Source organism: Pantoea sp. R13S299 (assembly GCF_048515925.1).
GTDB lineage: Bacteria > Pseudomonadota > Gammaproteobacteria > Enterobacterales > Enterobacteriaceae > Pantoea.
In genome coordinates, this window is sequence record NZ_JBLYEF010000001.1 from 2,247,594 (window position 1) to 2,267,925 (window position 20,332).

Genomic DNA, 20,332 nt, shown 5'->3' on the forward strand with positions numbered 1-20,332 from the left:
GAATAATGAAAATGACCGTATCAGACGCGGCAAAAGCCGCGCGGGGCCAGTGGCCCCGCATCCTGCCCGCGCTGGGCGTGAAGGTGGTTAAGAACCGCCATACCTCCTGCCCGGTATGCGGCGGAACCGACCGCTTCCGCTTTGACGACCAGGAGGGACGCGGCACGTGGATTTGTAATCAGTGCGGTGCCGGTGACGGCATGGACCTGGTGAAAAAGGCCCTCTCACTGAGCCTGACCGAAGCCGCTGCGCGGGTAAACGGCCTGACCGGCTGCCTGCCACCGGTAGACAACACATCTGCCGCCAGCGGAGACGAAAATAACGAAGCCGCCCGTGCCGCCGCCGTGCAGCAAGCACAGCAGCTGGTCAGCAGCGCGCAGCAGACAACCGGCAACGCCTACCTGTCCCGCAAAGGCTGGCCGGAGCAGTCCTGCCTGACGCTGGCAAAGCCGCTGAAAGTCGCGCTCACTGTCTATCGTGCCGGTGATGTTGTCGTTCCCCTGCACGATATGGGCGGCCAACTGGTGAACGTGCAGCTGATTAACGCAGCGGGCGAGAAGCGCACGCTGAAGGGCGGCCAGGTAAAAGGCGCATGTCACGTTCTCAGCAACGGCAAGCCGGCAGCGCGCATCTGGCTGACGGAGGGCTATGCCACCGGCCTGACGGTGCACAACCTCACCGGTGACGAGGTGTGGATAGCCCTGTCGTCCGTTAACCTCCTTTCTCTGGCTGGCCTTACTCGTGAAAAGCACGCCACGCTGCCGCTGCTGATTGCCGCTGACCGCGACCTGAATGGCGACGGTCAGGTGAAGGCGAAGCAGGCCGCCGAAGCCAGCCGCGCAGCCGTGGCCCTGCCGCCGGTGTTCGGTGACTGGAATGATGCCTTTATGCAGCACGGTGAGGAAACCACCCGACGGGCGCTGGCCGAAGCCGCCACGCCGCCCGCTGCCAGTCCGTTCGACGTGATGAGCGAGGCGGAATTTTCGGCCATGAGCGCCAGTGAGAAGGCAGAGCGCGTGGCAGAGCACTACCGCAGCGCGCTGGCCGTGGACGCCAGCGGGGAAATTCTGTCCCGTTACCGCTCCGGCGCGTGGAAGGTGATTTCCGGGAAGCAGTTTGAGCGCGACGTGGCGAAGCTGTTTCAGCGCCTGCGCGCGCCGTTTTCGGCGGGCAAGATTTCGGGCGTGGTGGACACGCTGAAGCTGATGCTGCCGCAGCAGGCCGACCCTGCGCGCCGCCTGATTGGCTTCCGTAACGGCGTGCTGGACACCCGCACCGGCGGCTTCAGCCCGCACAGTAAAGACTTCTGGCTGCGCACGGTCAGCGAGGTGGACTATACAAAACCCGTTCAGGGCGAAACGCTGGCAGACCACGCACCGCACTTCTGGCAGTGGCTCGACCGCGCTGCCGGACGTGACCCGGCCAAACGCGACATCATTCTGGCCGCGCTGTTTATGGTGCTGGCGAACCGCTACGACTGGCAGTTGTTTCTGGAGGTCACCGGTCCCGGCGGCAGCGGCAAGAGCATCATGGCGGAAATCGCCACCATGCTGGCCGGAACGGATAACACCACCTCCGCCACCATTGAAACGCTGGAATCTTCTCGCGAACGCGCGGCGGTGATCGGCTACTCGCTGATTATCCTTCCCGACCAGGAAAAGTGGAGCGGCGACGGCGCGGGCATCAAGGCGATTACCGGCGGCGATGCGGTTTCCGTGGACCCGAAGTACAGGGACGCCTACTCAACGCACATTCCGGCGGTGATTCTGGCGGTGAACAACAACCCGATGCGCTTTACCGACCGCAGCGGGGGCGTGTCGCGCCGCCGGGTGATACTCCACTTTCCCGAGATCATCCCGGCAGACGAGCGCGACCCGCAGCTGAAGGAAAAAATCAGCGGTGAGCTGGCCGTTATCGTGCGCCAGCTGATGCAGCAGTTCAGCCAGCCGCAGCAGGCCCGGTCGCTGCTTCAGTCACAGCAGAACTCCGACGAGGCGATGCGCATCAAGCGCGATGCGGACCCGATGGTGGATTTCTGCGGCTACCTGTTCACGACACCGGAGCCAAACGCGCTTTACATGGGGAATGCCAGCATCAGGCCGCTTCAGCCCAGGCGTTACCTCTACCATGCTTATCTGGCCTATATGGAGGCCAACGGCTACAAGAATCCGCTCAGCATGAAGATGTTTGGCCTGTCGCTGGAAAGCATCATGCGGGAATACGGACAGCACTACATGAAGCGGCGTACAAAGCTGGGTGTGCAGACCAATCTGGACCTGACGGAAGAAAGCAGTACCGACTGGCTGCCTAAGTGCGATGCCCCTCCAGCAGCATGACTATTGAAACCGGCGAAAGCCGGTTTTTTATGCCTGAACTTCAGCGGTGATGATTGATATCCTTCACCCTACACCTATCATTCATCACTTAATTGTCTGATATATATAAATAAAAAGGGAAGGTGAACAGTGTGAACAATTTTTTATAAAATCTTTCTAAAACCATTACTGCTATTCGCTTTGCATTTGTTAAAGATCCTGCTTCAAATCATAACTTGCTTTTTTCCATACTTGAGCTGATAGTGCGCAGCCAAATCAATAAAATTATTTTAAAACAACAACTTACAACTAAAGGCAACCTTAGGCTTCTATTTTTTATAAGTTAAACATCATTTATTAAATTGTTTAGGCATAAAATTGTTGCCTTCTATCATTCCGCATGGTAAATGAGAATAGTCTTATTTATAATTAAGGATTGTTTATGAAATATTTTTCAACTGGATTTTATATCTCTGACGGTATTTCTTTTTCGAAAATAATTAATGAGTGCTTTTCTTGGATAAACGAATCACCACACACAACTTTTATAACTGCACAACTAACATACAACTATGAAGGTGGTGATTTTTTTGTTGAATCTAAAAATGAAAGAATAGAAATAATAAGTCATGAGGGTGCGGATATTCACCTGGGATGTTTCAGATACTCGAAGATTTCTGAGCCGCACAAGTGGATTACAGATGTATCGGTAAGTAAAAACCTAACAAGTAATTCAACCTGGATTCAGGTTGAATCCAGTGTTGTTAGTCAGGAAGCAGTATATCTTGCGCCTTTACCAAAAAAACCGTTAATAGTGATGAGATTAATTGAGAAGTTTTCAGGAGGAGTAGATGACATTTTTAAAATATCTATAGAACCTCATAATCTAATTGATGATCCTGAAGACCTGAACATTGCAGCGAAAGTTATAAATGGAAAAACTGAGAATAGGCTACCAATAATATATATTAGTTCAAAGTATCACTATAATGAACATCCTCACAATATAATCCCAGAAAGACTTGCACGGAAGGTGTGTGGTTTAGCTCATGTCCTAATTGAGCCGGGCGATAAACTTTTCTCAATAAAATTAAAAAGCGAGACTTCTTCAAAAAATGCTTACGCTGGTGCTGCTGGCATATATTGGCCTCGAGGACAAAATATCAGTTATTATCAACGCGGGGATAAAACAGCAAAAGAATTTGAAGATTGTCTGTTTGATGATGTAGTAAAAGCCACCACTACAATGGCTCCAATATCTGATGTTGGTTGGAACGAAATACAAAAAAGAATTACTAAGGACTCAATTGAAGCGCTCAAGACTCAAGGGGAAGATACTAGCGGACTTTTAGAACTTTATGAATCTGACAACGTATCCAAAGATAACGAAATCCTAGACCTCAAAACAAGAATTGTTTCTTTAGAGCATCGTGTTCGCACACTTCAATCGCAAACTTCAGCGCAAGGAAATATCACATTAAATGCAGGTGAAGAAACTGACTTTTTCGATGGAGAGATAAAAAACGTTATTTTAGAAGCGCTTAAAATGGCTATTGTTAACACCAAGGAAAATAGTCGCGGAAATCACATACTCTCTTCCTTACTCGAAAATAATCAAAAAACCACTGAGACAGAACAGAGGCAACAAAGCTTGCGAAGAGCACTCAATGATTACAGACGCATGGATAAATCCACTTCAAGGCAGCTTATGGAATTAGGCTTTGAGCTTACAGAGGAGGGTAAACATTGGAAGATAACATATAATGGAGACTCGAGATATACTTATATCCTCGCTAAAACTGGAAGTGATTATCGGGGTTCTTTGAATGCAATCTCAGATATCAGCAATATAATTTTCTGATTTTCAAAGCAACTCAATTATTAACCAAATAATGCTTTAAGGCTTTGATTAGAAGATGTGTTAAAAAGTGAGATACTTAAACTTCAAAACTGGAGGTAACTACTATCACAGTGTGTTCTTTCAATGAAAATTTTAGCTAATTTACAGTAAGTTACTTATCGTTATTACTTAAAATTATTGGTCAATAAATGCACATTCTGAAGATTAATATGACTAGATCCTATCCTATTTCTCCAGTCAGTGTGGCTTGAAGATTAGTAGTAAAACGAGTCTGCAAAGAGAGATTTAAGAACCATTTTTACTTACTTGAAAATCTTCTGATAAACTCGATTGGTATACCGTTAGGTATACCAATCTTTTATTAAATTAAATTTAATCAATTTTTTCATGCAGATAGCCAACTATTTCAGACTCCGCCAGCCCAAATTCTTGGTTGATGATTATCAGAACCATCATCGAAGTCCTAAGAGCCGGCAAGATCAAAGCCTTGCGGGCTTTTTTGTGTTTGTAATACCCTGAAGTTATCCTAACCAATTCGGTCATTATGGGGCGGTGACTGTGCCCGCATCAATGCCATAACCGGCAACATATCTCGCCGCAGGGTGATCCTGCACATGTCGGAGCCAAATGAACTCTAATGGGGAATGTCAGTATCAGTCCGCCTCGAGTCAGGCATTACCTCTACTACGACAGACTGCCTGAATGGAGGCCAACGGCCACAAGAATCCGTTCAGTATGAAAATTCGGCGGATAGCATAGCGAGGCTATTTTTAATTTCATTAGCACATTTGTTATATTCGTGGAGTTGCTTATCTAACAGGGAGTGAAAATGGATACGGCCTTACTTAGTGCGCTGGACTCAGACGGCAAAGCGCGTTGAACGCACTACAAGGCGATGGCAGGTTGCTATTAACGGAGCAGGTATTGCGGGCGGTTGGGCTGGCGGTGCCGTTGCTGGTTTAATGTGTGGACCTGGCGCACCCGTATGCGTGCTATTAGGCGGATTTGTCGGCGGTGCTTTAGCGGCGTGGGAAATGGGCAACTGGTGGAAATAGAAATGGAAGAAGTCACTACACTATCCCTGTCAGAAGTTAATGAGGCAACAGATATCGCCCAGGCTCGTTCCGAAGTTTTGATTGGCGGCATCTCAACGGGAATTATCATCCCTGGAAAAGTGCTTGAAGGTGCGATAAGAATTGATGAACGCCGCTATCTTTTATTCATAACAGATGACGTTCTTTTTGAAGAGATGCTGACGCTCCTGCTGTTAGATCTCTCTCAGGGAATTTTAGAGGAACTGACGATTGGGGGTAGTTATACTTCAGGTCATTTCGAGGCTTTGAAAGTTTCACCCCATTCTGCAAGCTTCCACTTCATCGGTGATACCACGTGGACAGTAAAAGTATCAGCATCTCCAACGTTTAAATTCCCCTTTTCCGATCCTCCCGGAGTAAGGCGCCCAATGGGATTCAGAAAATACATTGATATCAACGCTAACCCTGCGTCAGCCAAAGCAGATGGTAGTCGATAGGGCAACCTTAAGACCCTTTTCCCTATCAGTAGATCAGGCAATAAGGCAGCGGACAAAACGGCATAGGTATACGCTTAGGAATATCAGTTAGGAGTGCGACTGCTGCCCGCGTTATTGCTTAGCCAGTTAATCTCGCTACGTGCTTAACCCGGTCAAGGACAACACTGTCAAACGTCGGAGAAAGCTCTTCACGACAGATACGCAACTTAATGACACATAGCATCGACGGGCTCACGTTTAGCAGGGCTGACTGCCAATTAGGATCTGCAAATCCGGTAAACGCCGCACCGTGTGATCCAATTTACTTTTTGCCGCTGCCACATCATTTCAGCATTGTCTCCTATTTATCCAGCACCAGTTCCTTTCAACAATCAGTGAGAATGTAAAAGTTTTCTACTAACGTAATTTATGGCACTGAAATGGTTGGCCGTACCTGAAAAAAGCATACAATCGTGCTGTTTGTCTTTTAAACGCATGAGGTCACATTATGGATGATGGCATAAAGATCGCGATGTCCCCTGTTCAACTTGCTGCCGCGCTTTCTGATAAGACAGTGACAGAGGCGGAAACAATGAGTAACCGCCTGTTCGGGGGTTTGGGGCTTGTCATGGGTTCACTCGAACTGGCTGGTGCAACTGCTCTGTGTATTGCACCTGAACCTACCGGATTAACAAAAGCAGGATGTGTTGTCGTCGGCGCGCATAGTCTCGATAGCATTAATGCTGCTGCAAATCAGCTCATTGTGGGCAGAGACACTCGCACAGCAACATACGAGGCAGCAACAGCAATTGCCAAATCCTTTGGAGCAGATGACGATACTGCGATGAAAATCGGCCTTACTGTCGATATCGCTGTTCCACTAGGATTTGCACTTGGTATCGGCGCAAGCCGGGTAGCAGCAGTAAGGGCTGGCCGCATCAAACTTACTGAGCATGAGTCAGTCACGGGTTTGAAACCCGGCGGGCATACGCTTTCCACACATGTTGGCAAAAGCGATGCAGAGCTATTATCCCGCTTTGAAGCCAATAAGCGTTTGCAGTATTCCACCACCTTTACCAACGTGAAGGTAGCCGAAGAAGCCATATCGAGAGCGATTTTTGCTAATCGGGACGTTATAAAATCGGCCCTTAGCGGAGGCAGGCAGGGAGCCAGGCTAACTATACGCAATGCATCTGGCAAAGCGATTGGCTACGGTTTCCGGCGCGGGAGTAACCAGCGAATAGTCATGACAAATGTGAGAGTTGTTATAGAGTTTCAGCAATATAACGGCAAACTCTATTACATTCTCACTGCATTCCCGGATCTATAGGTACAAAATGCAGAAATTCCACTTTCTTGACCAACTGATTTTCAGTTATTTCAACCAGGACGCAGACATCATTAATGATGGCGAGGATACGGTCGAAGGCATAGTACGGCTATTCAAAAAGTCAGTACCAGACTGGATGCTTAAAGATCTCGTCGAAGAAGTTGATGATTTTATCTCAGCCTATGGTGACGGTGCTGAAGAGGAGTTCAGGAAACGATATGGGTTTGATTTTGCCCCTGAACTTTGGGAAACCACGGCTTATGAATTCCTGATGACTGTTCGTCAGATCTCGTCAGAGAAATGAGGCTTTTAGGAATCTATTTTTTAGTTGATGGTGAAAATAACCCTCATTGAATTACTGAGAGCCCGCAAGGTGAAAGCCTGGCGGGCTTTTTTGTATCTTCAATTTGACCAGCGAAATCTTAAAGCAGCCGGGACCCCAACCGTCCCGGCCACGATTCAACGCTAAAAACTATAATCCACAGCCGCAAAATACCTTCTGCCATCTTCGTTATAGCTGTAGTCGTCGCGGTTGAGATCTTTATCAGTCAGGTTCAGAACCCCTGCACGGATCTTGAACGCTTTATTCACCTTATACGACCCGCCGGTATTCCAGATGGTGTATCCGCCCGGCGTAGCGTTGCCGTCGGTTACGGTGCGGCTTTTGCCTTTGTAATTCGCGGAAAGATAGAAACTCCAGTCCTCCAGCGGTTTCCAGTCGAGTGTCGCATTACTGGTGTGGAACGGCAGTTCGGATAACGGTTTGTTGCCGCCGTTACTCCGGTCGCGGGCGTCGTTGTAGGTGTAATTCAGTTTGAGGTTCAGCTTGTCGGTGACCGGCAGACCGAGTTCAGTTTCCAGCCCACGGATGCGTGCTTTATTCACGTTGTAATAACGGAAAATCGGATTGCCGCTGGCATCAAATCCGGCGAAGTTCTGATAGGTCTGCGCCAGGTTGCGGTTAGGGATGCGGATAACCGTAATCATGTCGTCGATGTCGTTCTGGAACACCGTCGCACTGGCGGTCACATCTTCGAGCAGGCCTTCCTCACCGGCATAATACAAACCGAATTCCACGCTTTCGCTGGTTTCCGCTTTCAGGTCTTTACTGCCGACAACACTACAACTGCCGCGGCAGGAGGAACTTAGCCAGTCGGGGCTGAGCTGCAGCAGAGAAGGCGCTTTGAAAGCGGATGCCCAGCCGCCTTTCATCGTGATGGTATCAGTCGCGTTGTAGACCAGATAAGCACGCGGGCTCCAGTTGACGCCGTAGTTTTCGTGGTCATCCATACGCACGCCGCCGGTCAGCGCCAGGTTTTCGAAGATGTGCCATTCATCTTCAAGGAACAGCGCGTACTGGTTCGCCTGCGTGCTGCCGCCGTTTTTCATATTTACCGCGTCTTCCAGTTTATCGTTACGGTATTCGCCGCCGAACGTCAGGAATTGGGCGTAATCACCCAGCGGGATCACGACTTTGCCGTCAAGGGAATTGTTTTTCGAGGTGATGGTTTCGGCGTTTTTATTTTCGATTTTTTCACCGTAGAAACGCAGTTCAGTGTTCGCCACTCCCCAGCGGCCATTGTGGCCGAGCGAGTAGTTTTCACGCTCGATACGGTTTTTATCCAGCGTGTCAGAATCACGATCCTGACGATCCATCCCGTAACCAAACGTGATGTCCTGATCTTTGTCCGGCGTCAGTGAGAATTCGACGTTGGCGTTGCGCGATGTGTAGCCTTCGATACGCGGCTGACCGGTGCTGCCGCTGGCAGAACTGGCTTGATCTTTCTCACGTTTACCCAGCGCACCGTAAACTTTCACGCCCAGTAAATCGTCGACCAGCGGGCCGCTGGAAAAAAAGTTACCGTTGCCGCTGTCGCCGCGATCACGGTGTTCCTGAACGGTGGTATCGGCGCTCAGCGTGCCGTGCCATTGCGTACCGACTTTACGGGTAATGATGTTGACCACGCCGCCCAGCGCGTCGGAGCCGTACAGGGACGACATCGGCCCGCGCACCACTTCAATACGTTCAATCGATTCCGCCGGGATCCAGCTCAGATCGAAATCGTTATGGCGGAAAACGGCGTTGCGGGAATTAACACGTTTGCCGTCGACCAGGATCAGCGTATAGCCGCTGCCCAGTCCGCGAATGCTGACGCCCTGACGGTTGTCGCTCTCATTAGTGATCTGTACGCCGGGAACCTCTTTCAGCACGTCTTTCAGGTTTTGTACCGGTTTCTTCTGCAGATCTTCGCGGGTGATGACGCTGATACTGGCAGGCGCATCTTTAAGGTTCTGTACAATCGAAGAAGCAGTAACCACCATCTGCTCTTCATTTTCTTTCACTTCGCTGGCGTCTTCCGCCATCGCCGGCATCGCTGCAGCAATCAGTTGTGCGAGCAGCCCGGCTTTAACGGCCGGTGTAAATTTAATCTTAACCATCTCTTCTCTCCGTGAGATAAATGGCCCCGGCAGCCGGGGCAAAGTCCCTTTTACTCGGTCCAGTAAGTGCCGGTCGGTTCGACGGCAAGGAACTGTTTATAGAGTTGTTTTTGCGTTTGCTGCGGATCGAGATCGGCAAACTTCTGCGGATAAAATGCTTTGGCGAAGAACTGCACGGCCAGCACGTTATAGGGGGAGTTGTAGTAGTTATGCCAGATGCCAAAACTGCGGCCATCTTCGACAGCTTTCAGCGTGCTAATGCCTTTACGGGCCAGCAGCGGCTTCAGGCTGGCGCTCGCCTGTTCGGGTGTAGTCTGCGCGCCCAGCACTAAACCGGCGGGGAGTGGATCGCCCGCTTTCGGCGGCTTCGCTCCTCCGCTGACCAGATAGACATCCGGCTGCGCGGCGATGACTTTCTCCAGATTCACCTGACCAAGCGCGCCAGGCAGCAAGGGTTTAGCGATATTCACGCCGCCCGCCAGATCGATAAAATCACCCATGTTGCCGTTACCGGCTGAGCGGCAACATTCATCCGCTGTCGAGGCGCGCAGTTCGATAAAGACTTTCGGCTTACCCTGCTGAGGAATATTGCTGGTCACATCGATGACGCGTTTGATGTTGTCCTGATAAAAGCGGATATAGTCCTGCGCCTGCTTCTCACGGTTCAGGACTTTGCCCAGCAACTCCATACTTGGCAGGGTGTTTTTAAGCGGAGAAGTGCGGAAATCGACAAACACCACGGGCACACCGGCGCTTTGCAGCTGTTTCACCAGCTCACTGCCTTTGCCCGGCCCATGACCTGACAAACCGAAGATCGCCAGCTGCGGATTCAGCGTCAGCACTTTTTCCGGGCTGATGGTGTCGGCACTTGTCGTGCCAATTAGCGGGATATTGTCGATTTGCGGAAATTTCGCCCGATAAGTAGCGTAAGTTTGCGGGTCAAGCTTACGGAAATCGCCCTGCCAGCCGACGATACGGCCAAAAGGTTTCTGGCCTTCGAGCAGTGAAAGAGCGAAGAACAACCGGCCCTCTCCGAGTACGACACGCTGAACATCATCCGGCACCGTGACCGTGCGCCCCGCCACGTCTGTAACGGTGACCGCCTGTGCTGTGAGACTGATTAAACCAAAGGTGAGACCGGCAGCCATCTTTTTGCCGGAAAGCGCTTTAAATATTCTCTGCTGATAATTCATCTTCTTCCGATTCCTTTTCGTTTCCCTGAAGAAGACAAAACAATAATGAAAACGATAACGGTTATCAATTCGATTTACATACAAAACAGACTACGCCGTTAAGCGCCATATTAAGACACTCCCGCACAGAGCCTGCACCAAAACGGGGCTTTTAACGCTGCAACATCACGACTTTGCACCGTTCCGCTTCTTCTTATGCTGGCACAGTTTATGCTTGGATAGATTCACAGCCTTTAACGTCTGCGAGGTGACGATGCTGAATATCAATCTCTCCGCTTCACCCTTTTTTGATGAGATGCTTCTGGCTGAAGGCGAACACCGTGACCACTACGCCGCCTACTGGCAATGGCTGCAACAGGCTGATCACCTGGCTATACAGCGCAAGCGGGAAGAAGCCGCCCTCCTGTTTCACCGGGTAGGGATTACGTTCAATGTCTACGATGATGATAATGGTGCTGAACGGTTGATCCCGTTCGACAGCGTGCCACGTATTATCCCGGCCGCCGAGTGGGCCATGCTCGATGCCGGCATCCGCCAGCGTGTGCAGGCGCTCAATGCCTTCCTCTACGATATCTACCATGAGCAACATATTCTGAAGGCGGGAATCATTCCGGCAGAACAGGTTCTGGCTAACGAACAGTATCAACCCTGTATGCAAGGCGTTGATCTCCACCGTGATATCTATGCACATATTGTCGGCGTGGATATGGTGCGCAACAGTGATGGCGAATATTACGTCCTGGAAGATAACCTGCGTACCCCCTCCGGCGTCTCTTATATGCTGGAGAACCGCAAAATGATGATGCGGCTCTATCCGGAACTGTTTGCGCAGCAACGCATTGCTCCCGTAGAACGCTATCCGTCGCATCTGCTACAAACGCTTCGCGAAAGCTCACCCATTAACGATCCTACCGTGGTGGTATTGACCCCAGGCCGCTTTAACAGCGCTTACTTCGAACACAGCTTCCTGGCCCAGCAAATGGGCGTTGAACTGGTTGAAAGCGCCGATCTGTTCGTTAAGGATGGCATGCTGTTCATGCGCACGACTGCCGGGCCATGCAGAATACATGTGATCTATCGTCGGGTTGACGACGCCTTCCTCGATCCACTGGCGTTCCGCCCGGACTCCATGCTCGGCGTACCGGGCCTGCTGTCAGTTTACCGGGCGGGCAATGTCGTCCTGGCCAACGCTATCGGCACTGGCGTGGCTGATGACAAGTCTATCTACCCCTACGTACCGGATATGGTGCGCTTTTATCTGCACGAAGAACCGATCCTCAACAACGTGCCAACCTGGCAGTGCAGGCATAAAAATGAGCTGTCGTATGTGCTGGCCAACCTCGAAAAAATGGTCGTGAAAGAGGTTCACGGCGCTGGCGGTTACGGCATGTTGATTGGCCCCGCCGCGAGCAAAGCTGAGCTTGCCCACTTCCGTGACCTGTTGCTGGCGCGTCCGCAGAATTACATCGCGCAAAACACGCTGGCGTTGTCCACCTGTCCCACTTTTGTCAACGACGGCCTGGCACCCCGTCATATCGATCTCCGACCCTTTGCGCTCAGTGGCGCGGAGATCCGACTGGTGCCCGGCGGGCTTACCCGCGTCGCCTTGATGGAAGGATCGCTGGTTGTCAATTCGTCACAGGGCGGCGGAACCAAGGACACCTGGGTACTGGAGGATGATCTATGCTGAGCCGGACAGCGAGTGAACTCTATTGGATGGCCCGCTATCTGGAGCGGGCGGAAAATATCGCCCGGGTGCTGGACGTCACCAACAAGCTGTCGATGATGCCCATCCGCAACGGGGGTAATCATGATCTGCTGGTACCGCTCAACCTGACCAGCACCACCGAGTTGTATGCTGAGACCTGGCCGACACTGACGATGCCCAATCTGGTCAATTTTTTCGCCCTGGATAGCCGGAACTACAGCAGTATTTTCAGTTGTCTGCAGATGGGCTGGAACAACGCGCATGCCGTACGTGGCAGCCTGTCATCCGAAGTCTGGGAATGTATCAATGCCACCTGGATCGCGATGAAATCGATACGCCGTCAGGGTATCGGCTCAGACGGTGCAGACGCCTTCTTTGACTGGGTGAAAGAGCGATCTCATCTGTTCCGGGGTGCCATGTTCGGTACCCTGCTCCGCAGCGACGCGATGCACTTTATCCGTCTCGGGACGTTGCTGGAACGGGCTGATGGCACCGCGCGTCTGCTGGAGGTGAAAAACAGACTGATGGATATTGATGACGATCCAGTGCGCGAATATTACCGCATGGACACATTGCTGCAGGCGGTAAGCGCGCGCGAAGCCTACCATAGTATTTATAAGCAGCCCCTGAGCCGGGATACCATCACCGAACTGATGATCCTGCGCAACGAGCTGCCACGTTCATTGCTGGCGTGTATCAACGATATGGTTCAGCAACTGGAGCTGATTGGTGGCCGTGCAAACCAGCCACGCCGCCTCGCGCACATCCTGCACGCCGAGCTGCGCTTCAGTTCCATGAAAGACCTGAACAGAATCGGGCTGAACAACTGGCTGGAAACCTTTCTCGTCCAGTTAGACGATATCGCCGAAAGTATTCATCACACGTATCTGGAGGCGCAATGAAACTTAGCATTGAGCACAACACGCACTACCGCTACGACCAGGCGGTGCAACGGAGTATCCAGTACCTGCGACTGACGCCTCAGGAATCACCTCATCAACGCATACTTTCCTGGGAACTGACCTTGCCGGAAAAGGCGGTTTGCACTACGGATGCCTTCGGCAACATCATGCATGTGCTGACACTCGATGAACCGCATGAGTCCATCACCATTCAGGCACACGGCGTGGTGGAGATTGAACACGGCATTGAAGATCAGGCTCAGGGGCATCTGTCGCCGCTGGTCTTCCTGCGCCACAGTCCGCTGACCCAGCCCGATGCAGAGATTCGGGATTTTGCCCTGCGCTACTATCAGCCCCAGGCGATTCTGGCCGCCCTGGAGAACCTGATGGGAGACCTGCTGCTCAGGATGCCTTACACGCCCGGTTCTACCCTGGTAACCGACAGTGCCGCTGAGGCTTTCGCCGCCCGTACCGGCGTGTGCCAGGATCATACGCATGCCTTTCTGAGCTGCTGTCGTAGCCTGAATATACCGGCGCGCTACGTTAGCGGTTACCTGCACAGTAAAGATTCTACCCATGTCGCGACTCATGCCTGGGCCGAAGTCTGGGTGGAAGATCGCTGGCACTGCTTTGACATCACCAACAATACCCGTATGCCTGATCAACACCTTAAGCTTGCCGTCGGCATTGATTACCTGGATGCCTGTCCGGTGCGCGGTTTACGGATTGGCGGGGGATACGAAGATATGTGCGCGATTGCCGCCGTACAAATGATGTAAATTGACCTGTAGCGACTTGCTGATGGTGAAAACTTCATGCACGCTTATGGCGTGCAAATCTTTTTTTGAAGGAAGTGTGGTATGACCTATTGTGTGGCCATGCGCCTGTCATCCGGGCTGGTCTTTGCATCCGATTCACGGACTAATGCTGGCGTGGATCATATTTCCACCTTCCGTAAACTACATGTGTTTCATCAGGACGGCGATCGTACGCTGGTGCTTCAGACTGCCGGTAATCTGGCGACCACTCAAAGTATTATCAGTCTGCTGCGACACCGCAGCAGGAATGCCGACTGTGCCAATCTGCTGAACGCCTCCAGCCTTTACGAGGCCGCGTCGCTGATAGGCGAGACGGTTCGTGAGGTGATCCAGCGAGACAGTGAAGCACAGCAGAATGGCAGTACGACAGACTTCAGCTGCAACCTGCTGCTCGGCGGGCAAATTAACGGGGATGATATTGGCCTGTTCCATATTTACCCACAGGGTAATTTCATCGAAGCCACCCGCGATACGCCCTATTTCCAGATTGGTGAGAGCAAGTACGGTAAACCGATTATTGACCGGGTGCTGCACTACGACATGTCTCTGGAGCAGGCGATGCAATGCGCGCTGATTTCACTGGATTCGACCCTGCGCAGCAATCTGTCCGTTGGCCTGCCGCTCGACGTTATGATCTACCCCTGCGATAGCTTCAGCGATGCCCGGCAATACCGCATTACCGAAGATCACCCGTACTTCACGACGATCCGTAAAGGCTGGGGAGAAGGCTTAGTCAGCACCTTCAAACAGCTTCCGCCGCTGGTTCTCTAGTCAGAATCGGGCATCCTGTTCCCCTTTACAGCCCCAACCCAAACACGAAATAATACCCCTCACGAACCGGGCGACAACGCCTGGTCACTCTTTAATCCGACCTGAACCCTGCGGACAACCTATGAATAACGAAATTTCTCTCAAATATTATGATGTCGCAGATGAGTACGCGACGGAGTCCGCTAAGCCCGTGAGCGAGACAGAACGTACCCCGCTGGCGCATTACTTCCAGTTGCTGATCACCCGTTTAATGAACAACGAAGAGATCAGTGAAGAGTCGCAGCAGGATATGGCGCGAGAAGCGGGTATCAGCGAAGAGCGTATCGATGAGATTGCCGAGTTCCTGAACCGCTGGGGCAACGAGTAACAGCCACTGACTCCCTCTGGCGCAGACGAAAATTATCATCCAGACTTATATAGTCTGCGCAGGCATTGTGATTTACACTGCGCGCTGTAAAAAACTGAGTAGATTGAGCAGGCAAAAATGGCGATGAACGGAACGATCACAACCTGGTTTGAAGATAAAGGTTTTGGCTTTATCAAAGATGAAAACGGCGATAACCGCTATTTTCATGTGATTAAGGTCGCCAATCCTGATCTGATAAAGAAAGATGCGGCGGTGACGTTTGAACCCACCACCAACAACAAAGGCTTATCCGCCTATGCGGTGAAGGTCGCGCCGACCAGCAAATACATCTATATCGCAGGCGAGCGTCTTAAGATTACTTCGATTAAGTCTTATCTGGTCTACAACGAAGAAGTCCCGGTCGATGCCGGTGTCGATAAAGAGAACGCGGTGCTGTCAGTGGGTCTGTTGCTGAATAACATCCGTCCGAAGTCTGACCCGAACGCCAGTGAGATGCGCTCACTGAAAAAGCTGGCGGTGACCACTTTCCAGGGCACGACGCTGATCTTCTCCGAAGATGAGATCGATATTGAAAGCACGGTTAAAGTGCTTAAAGGCCTGAAGTAATTCCGCAGGCGGGCCGAAATTCTGTTTGCAGGGTTTTGGCCAGCTCGCTCGTCATGTGATTCTGACTCATCCCCCTGACACGAAATCCCCCGCCTGATTGAACAGGCCAGACGACGCTGCTATAAAACCGGCCTGGATGCTTTCAGAAAATCCGAAAGGTAAATTAAACGTGTACTGTCGCTGCCCCAGAAGCAGCAGGTATACGGCGTAATAAGAGGTATTGATAAAATTTAATTTTTAAATATATGGCTGACTTTCATCCCTTTTAAAAATTATTTCCGTCATAAATTTCTTACCGGAATACTCAATCCTCCGGTTTATAAATAATATTATTCTCTTCGTCTGTCTGGTAAGGCGTATCAGCTTCTATCCCCCCTTTACCTGTCTTCGCAACGACGTTTTTATAGCGCTTCCCGTCCCAGCATCGGAAAACCAGCGTGGAGTTTTCACCTGCAGTCAGTGTTGAGCCGTTGCTCCCGATAAGTTTACTGTTGCATCCTGCCGTCAGGGAGCTGTTGGTACCTGCTGTAAGTTTGCTGCCGTCGCCCGCCATAAGTATGCAGTTGTTGCCTGCGGTGAGTTTGCTTCGGTCACCTGCGGTGAGAAAGCTGTTATTTCCCGCCAGAAGCTTGCTTCTGTCACCCGCGGTCTGATTACTGTCAGCGCCAGCGATGAGTTTGCTGCGCTCTCCGGCCATCTGTACGCTGCACATTCCTGAGATTAAGGTACTGCGATACCCCGCCGTCTGTGAGCTGCCTTTACCGGCAATCAGCATACTTCTGTTGCCTGTTATTTGCGTACTGTCAGGGCCTGCAATCAGCGAGCTCCGGTGACTGGCAGTCTGGTTGCTGCCGTATCCTGCAGTGAGGCTGCTGTACATCCCGGAAATCAGGCTGCTCCCGTATCCCGCGGTCAGAACACTTCTCAGTCCGCTTATCAAGGTACTGCCATAACCCGCGGTGAGAAAACTGCGGATACCGCTGGTCAGGCTGCTGCCATAGCCTGCGATGAGTGAGCTGTCTGCGCCCGCGGTTGAGGTGCTGCCATAACCTGCAGTAAGCGTGCTGCTGTGCTCTGCCGTCTGGGTACTGCCGTAGCCCGCGGTAAGCGTACTTTTATAGCCCGCCGTCTGGGTGCTGCCGTATCCGGCGATCAGTGAGCTTTCGAAGCCCGCCATGGAAGTGCTGCCGTATCCGGCTGTGAGCGAACTCTGCTCACGGGATGTCTGAGAACTTCCATAGCCAGCCACCAGGACACTTTTGTATCCGGCTGTCTGGGCACTGCCATATCCGGCGATCAGCGAACTGTCATAGCCTGCTGTTGAGGTACTGCCGTAACCGGTGGTCAGATCGCTGCGCTCCTGCGCCGTCTGCGTGCTGCCGTAACCCGCCGTAAGCGTACTTTGATAGCCCGCTGTCTGGGTGCTTCCATATCCGGCAATCAGTGAGCTTTCGTAGCCTGCCGTTGAAGTACTGCCGTAGCCGGTAGTGAGATCGCTGCGCTCCTGCGCCGTCTGCGTACTGCCATAGCCCGCCGTCAGAATACTCCCGTAGCCCGCTGTCTGGGTGCTTCCATAGCCAGCGATCAGCGAGCTGTCGTAGCCTGCCGTTGAGGTGCTGCCGTAACCGGTGGTGAGATCGCTGCGCTCCTGCGCCGTCTGAGTACTGCCATAACCCGCCGTAAGTGTACTTTTATATCCTGCTGTCTGGGTGCTTCCATATCCGGCGATCAGCGAGCTGTCGTAGCCTGCCGTAGAGGTGCTGCCGTACCCGGTCGTCAGATCGCTGCCCCCGCGCGCGGTCTGGGTACTGCCGTAGCCGCTGGTGAGCGAACTGTTCTCTCCGGCAGTCTGGGTGCTGCCATAGCCAGCGATGAGCGTGCTGTCTGCGCCCGCCGTGCCGGTGCTGCCGTAGCCGGTGGTGAGATCGCTGCCTCCGCGTGCGGTCTGGGTGCTGCCGTAGCCGCTGGTGAGCGAACTGTCCTCCCCGGCGGTCTGAGTACTGCCATAGCCAGCGATGAGCGTACTGTCCGCACCCGCCGTGCCGGTGCTGCCATAGCCGGTGGTGAGGTCGCTGCCTCCGCGCGCGGTCTGCGTACTGCCGTAACCGCTGGTAAGCGAGCTGTCCTCCCCGGCGGTCTGAGTACTGCCATAGCCAGCGATGAGCGTACTGTCCGCACCCGCCGTGCCGGTGCTGCCGTACCCGGTGGTCAGATCGCTGCCCCCGCGCGCGGTCTGCGTACTGCCGTAACCGCTGGTAAGCGAGCTGTCCTCCCCGGCGGTCTGGGTACTGCCATAACCAGCGATGAGTGTACTGTCCGCGCCCGCCGTACCCGTGCTGCCGTAGCCGGTCGTCAGATCGCTGCCTCCGCGTGCAGTCTGGGTACTGCCGTAACCGCTGGTGAGCGAACTGTCCTCCCCGGCTGTCTGGGTGCTGCCGTACCCGGCGATAATCGAGCTGTCCGCACCCGCCGTACCCGTGCTGCCGTAGCCGGTCGTCAGATCGCTGCCCCCGCGCGCAGTCTGCGTGCTGCCGTAGCCGCTGGTGAGCGAGCTGTCCTCCCCGGCCGTCTGGGTACTGCCGTACCCGGCGACAATCGAGCTATCCGCGCCCGCGGTGCCGGTGCTGCCGTAGCCGGTCGTCAGATCGCTGCCCCCGCGCGCAGTCTGCGTGCTGCCGTAACCGCTGGTGAGTGAGCTGTCCTCCCCGGCGGTCTGGGTGCTGCCATAACCGGCGACAATCGAGCTGTCCGCGCCCGCCGTACCCGTGCTGCCGTAGCCGGTCGTCAGATCGCTGCCCCCGCGCGCAGTCTGCGTGCTGCCCTAGCCGCTGGTGAGTGAGCTGTCCTCCCCGGCGGTCTGGGTGCTGCCATAACCGGCGACAATCGAGCTGTCCGCGCCCGCCGTACCCGTGCTGCCGTAGCCCGTGGTCAGATCGCTGCCTCCGCGTGCCGTCTGCGTGCTGCCGTAACCGCTGATGAGTGAGCTGTCCTCCCCGGCGGTCTGGGTGCTGCCATAGCCAGCGATAATCGAGCTGTCCGCACCCGCGGTGCCGGTGCTGCCGTAGCCGGTCGTCAGATCGCTGCCCCCGCGCGCGGTCTGGGTACTGCCGTAGCCGCTGGTGAGCGAGCTGTCCTCCCCGGCGGTCTGGGTGCTGCCGTACCCGGCGACAATCGAGCTGTCCGCGCCCGCCGTGCCGGTGCTGCCGTAACCGGTCGTCAGATCGCTGCCTCCGCGTGCAGTCTGAGTACTGCCATAACCGCTGGTGAGTGAGCTGTCCTCCCCGGCGGTCTGGGTGCTGCCATAACCGGCGACAATCGAGCTGTCCGCGCCCGCCGTACCCGTGCTGCCGTAGCCCGTGGTCAGATCGCTGCCTCCTCGTGCCGTCTGCGTGCTGCCGTAACCGCTGATGAGTGAGCTGTCCTCCCCGGCGGTCTGGGTGCTGCCATAGCCTGCGATAATCGAGCTGTCCGCGCCGGACGTACCCGTGCTGCCATAGCCAGCGATAAGCGTACTTTCATCTCCTGCAGTTTCAGTGCTGCCATATCCTGCAATCAACTTGCTATTATTTTCGCCGGTAAGTGTGCTGCCATATCCACCGGTTTCAACAGACTGCACTGTCTTTATTTGCCCATATATCTTTGTCGCATCAATAGTGTTTCCAGCCGGTAAATTAATCCCGCTTCCATTTCTCTCATAATTTACTTCAGGCACAGGAACATCTTTTTCTGCTGCGGAATGGATATTAAAATCCGCATAATGTTCCGATATATATTGCATGGCATTGTTTTTGGCCCCGGCAAAAAGGACGCTGGCCTCAGGGAACTTTATCCATCCATTTTCATCTAAGGCTATGTATTTACTGACTGAAACTTCGGCGACTATCCATATGGCATCGGCATGTAAACTGAGAGGAGCATCGGATCCCTTTCCCCAGAGAAGTCCTGTAAGGCCATTCTCAAACCCTTTTACGGGCTTCCAGTATTTACATTCAACAAAGCCTGTAACTGGCCATATCACACCACCATGGTCAGCCATATTATTTGCACAGGTACGTAAAATCAGTACTTTATCTTCATTCATTTTTACACCCTTTTTTCATCAGTTAAAAACCGTTTTTTTATAACGGTAAGAAAAAAGAGAGATCAATAAGCGCTATTTAAATAAAGATAAAAGTCTCGTTTTTTTATTTACTGACCAGCAATTTTACTGAATATGAAAGCTTTTAAAGCGATATAACAGGTATGCAGAAGCAGACGTAATGATGCATAACTTTACGCCATCGGATGTTGCCCGACGCAACCTCCAGGATGAAGTCACACCCTGAGCAAACAGCCATCCCCTGTGGCAGATTATTGCACCTGTTTCTGGCATTGATAACACGCTGTCAGGATAGAGATGAACACTCGCTGGTGAAAAAAAAGCCAACAGCCACACCTCCCCCCTAATCCCTTGTTTATGATAAAACAAAGGTCAAAAGCGCAGGTCATCAAGGTTCATCCCCACAAAGCGAC

13 protein-coding genes and 1 pseudogene are annotated in these 20,332 nt (G+C 52.7%); 11 read left to right on the forward strand and 3 right to left on the reverse strand.

Going from position 1 to position 20,332, the window contains the following annotated elements; translation table 11 throughout:
- Positions 1-5 precede the first annotated feature (5 nt).
- The 5 genes from ACN1CO_RS10780 (at position 6) to ACN1CO_RS10800 (ending at position 7,320) form a co-directional block, all read left to right on the forward strand.
- Entirely contained in the window at positions 6-2,336 is a 2,331-nt protein-coding gene (locus tag ACN1CO_RS10780; RefSeq protein ID WP_419138914.1) for a phage/plasmid primase, P4 family, read from the forward strand.
- Positions 2,337-2,757: 421 nt separating this feature from the next.
- Positions 2,758-4,176, forward strand: coding sequence for a hypothetical protein (locus tag ACN1CO_RS10785; RefSeq protein WP_419138915.1), 1,419 nt, complete (start codon positions 2,758-2,760; stop codon positions 4,174-4,176).
- Positions 4,177-5,233: 1,057 nt separating this feature from the next.
- Complete coding sequence (locus ACN1CO_RS10790; protein ID WP_419138916.1) at positions 5,234-5,707, forward strand: hypothetical protein; 474 nt, start codon at positions 5,234-5,236, stop codon at positions 5,705-5,707.
- A gap of 487 nt (positions 5,708-6,194) precedes the next feature.
- On the forward strand, positions 6,195-7,016 hold the full coding sequence (locus ACN1CO_RS10795; protein WP_419138917.1) for an RNase A-like domain-containing protein: 822 nt from the start codon (positions 6,195-6,197) through the stop codon (positions 7,014-7,016).
- Positions 7,017-7,023: 7 nt separating this feature from the next.
- Complete coding sequence (locus ACN1CO_RS10800) at positions 7,024-7,320, forward strand: contact-dependent growth inhibition system immunity protein (protein WP_419138918.1); 297 nt, start codon at positions 7,024-7,026, stop codon at positions 7,318-7,320.
- A 161-nt stretch (positions 7,321-7,481) separates the two neighbouring features.
- Here ACN1CO_RS10800 and cirA read toward each other — a convergent pair whose 3' ends face one another.
- Both cirA and ACN1CO_RS10810 read right to left on the reverse strand, forming a co-directional pair.
- Positions 7,482-9,455, reverse strand: a complete 1,974-nt coding sequence (gene cirA, locus ACN1CO_RS10805; protein ID WP_419138919.1) for a catecholate siderophore receptor CirA — start codon at positions 9,453-9,455, stop codon at positions 7,482-7,484.
- A 50-nt stretch (positions 9,456-9,505) separates the two neighbouring features.
- Complete coding sequence (locus ACN1CO_RS10810; RefSeq protein WP_419138920.1) at positions 9,506-10,648, reverse strand: ABC transporter substrate-binding protein; 1,143 nt, start codon at positions 10,646-10,648, stop codon at positions 9,506-9,508.
- Positions 10,649-10,901: 253 nt separating this feature from the next.
- On the opposite strand from ACN1CO_RS10810, the gene ACN1CO_RS10815 reads away from it, so the two are divergent.
- The 6 genes from ACN1CO_RS10815 to ACN1CO_RS10840 all read left to right on the forward strand — a co-directional run bounded on the left by ACN1CO_RS10815 (position 10,902) and on the right by ACN1CO_RS10840 (position 15,820).
- The gene (locus tag ACN1CO_RS10815; protein WP_419139018.1) at positions 10,902-12,338 is read left to right on the forward strand and encodes a circularly permuted type 2 ATP-grasp protein; all 1,437 of its coding nucleotides are present in this window, start codon (positions 10,902-10,904) and stop codon (positions 12,336-12,338) included.
- The gene (locus ACN1CO_RS10820; protein ID WP_419138921.1) at positions 12,332-13,258 is read left to right on the forward strand and encodes an alpha-E domain-containing protein; all 927 of its coding nucleotides are present in this window, start codon (positions 12,332-12,334) and stop codon (positions 13,256-13,258) included. Before ACN1CO_RS10815 ends, ACN1CO_RS10820 begins: the two co-directional genes overlap by 7 nt.
- Positions 13,255-14,037: a transglutaminase family protein gene (locus tag ACN1CO_RS10825; protein ID WP_419138922.1), complete on the forward strand. Its 783-nt coding sequence runs from the start codon at positions 13,255-13,257 to the stop codon at positions 14,035-14,037. Before ACN1CO_RS10820 ends, ACN1CO_RS10825 begins: the two co-directional genes overlap by 4 nt.
- Before the next feature lie 81 nt (positions 14,038-14,118).
- On the forward strand, positions 14,119-14,847 hold the full coding sequence (locus ACN1CO_RS10830) for a peptidase (protein WP_419138923.1): 729 nt from the start codon (positions 14,119-14,121) through the stop codon (positions 14,845-14,847).
- 121 nt (positions 14,848-14,968) lie between these two features.
- Positions 14,969-15,214, forward strand: coding sequence for a DUF2543 family protein (locus ACN1CO_RS10835; RefSeq protein WP_419138924.1), 246 nt, complete (start codon positions 14,969-14,971; stop codon positions 15,212-15,214).
- Positions 15,215-15,331: 117 nt separating this feature from the next.
- On the forward strand, positions 15,332-15,820 hold the full coding sequence (locus ACN1CO_RS10840) for a cold-shock protein (protein WP_135907825.1): 489 nt from the start codon (positions 15,332-15,334) through the stop codon (positions 15,818-15,820).
- A gap of 304 nt (positions 15,821-16,124) precedes the next feature.
- Here ACN1CO_RS10840 and ACN1CO_RS10845 read toward each other — a convergent pair.
- Positions 16,125-19,901: pseudogene (locus ACN1CO_RS10845) on the reverse strand (beta strand repeat-containing protein).
- Between the last annotated feature and the right edge of the window lie 431 nt (positions 19,902-20,332).

Excerpts from the sequence above, each read along its gene's own strand:
- ACN1CO_RS10840 (WP_135907825.1), top strand. The coding sequence starts at position 15,332 with ATGGCGATGAACGGAACGATCACAACCTGGTTTGAAGATAAAGGTTTT.
- ACN1CO_RS10780 (WP_419138914.1), top strand. The coding sequence starts at position 6 with ATGAAAATGACCGTATCAGACGCGGCAAAAGCCGCGCGGGGCCAGTGG.
- cirA (WP_419138919.1), bottom strand. The coding sequence starts at position 9,455 with ATGGTTAAGATTAAATTTACACCGGCCGTTAAAGCCGGGCTGCTCGCA.
- ACN1CO_RS10790 (WP_419138916.1), top strand. The coding sequence starts at position 5,234 with ATGGAAGAAGTCACTACACTATCCCTGTCAGAAGTTAATGAGGCAACA.
- ACN1CO_RS10825 (WP_419138922.1), top strand. The coding sequence starts at position 13,255 with ATGAAACTTAGCATTGAGCACAACACGCACTACCGCTACGACCAGGCG.
- ACN1CO_RS10820 (WP_419138921.1), top strand. The coding sequence starts at position 12,332 with ATGCTGAGCCGGACAGCGAGTGAACTCTATTGGATGGCCCGCTATCTG.
- ACN1CO_RS10835 (WP_419138924.1), top strand. The coding sequence starts at position 14,969 with ATGAATAACGAAATTTCTCTCAAATATTATGATGTCGCAGATGAGTAC.
- ACN1CO_RS10815 (WP_419139018.1), top strand. The coding sequence starts at position 10,902 with ATGCTGAATATCAATCTCTCCGCTTCACCCTTTTTTGATGAGATGCTT.
- ACN1CO_RS10830 (WP_419138923.1), top strand. The coding sequence starts at position 14,119 with ATGACCTATTGTGTGGCCATGCGCCTGTCATCCGGGCTGGTCTTTGCA.
- ACN1CO_RS10785 (WP_419138915.1), top strand. The coding sequence starts at position 2,758 with ATGAAATATTTTTCAACTGGATTTTATATCTCTGACGGTATTTCTTTT.
- ACN1CO_RS10810 (WP_419138920.1), bottom strand. The coding sequence starts at position 10,648 with ATGAATTATCAGCAGAGAATATTTAAAGCGCTTTCCGGCAAAAAGATG.
- ACN1CO_RS10795 (WP_419138917.1), top strand. The coding sequence starts at position 6,195 with ATGGATGATGGCATAAAGATCGCGATGTCCCCTGTTCAACTTGCTGCC.
- ACN1CO_RS10800 (WP_419138918.1), top strand. The coding sequence starts at position 7,024 with ATGCAGAAATTCCACTTTCTTGACCAACTGATTTTCAGTTATTTCAAC.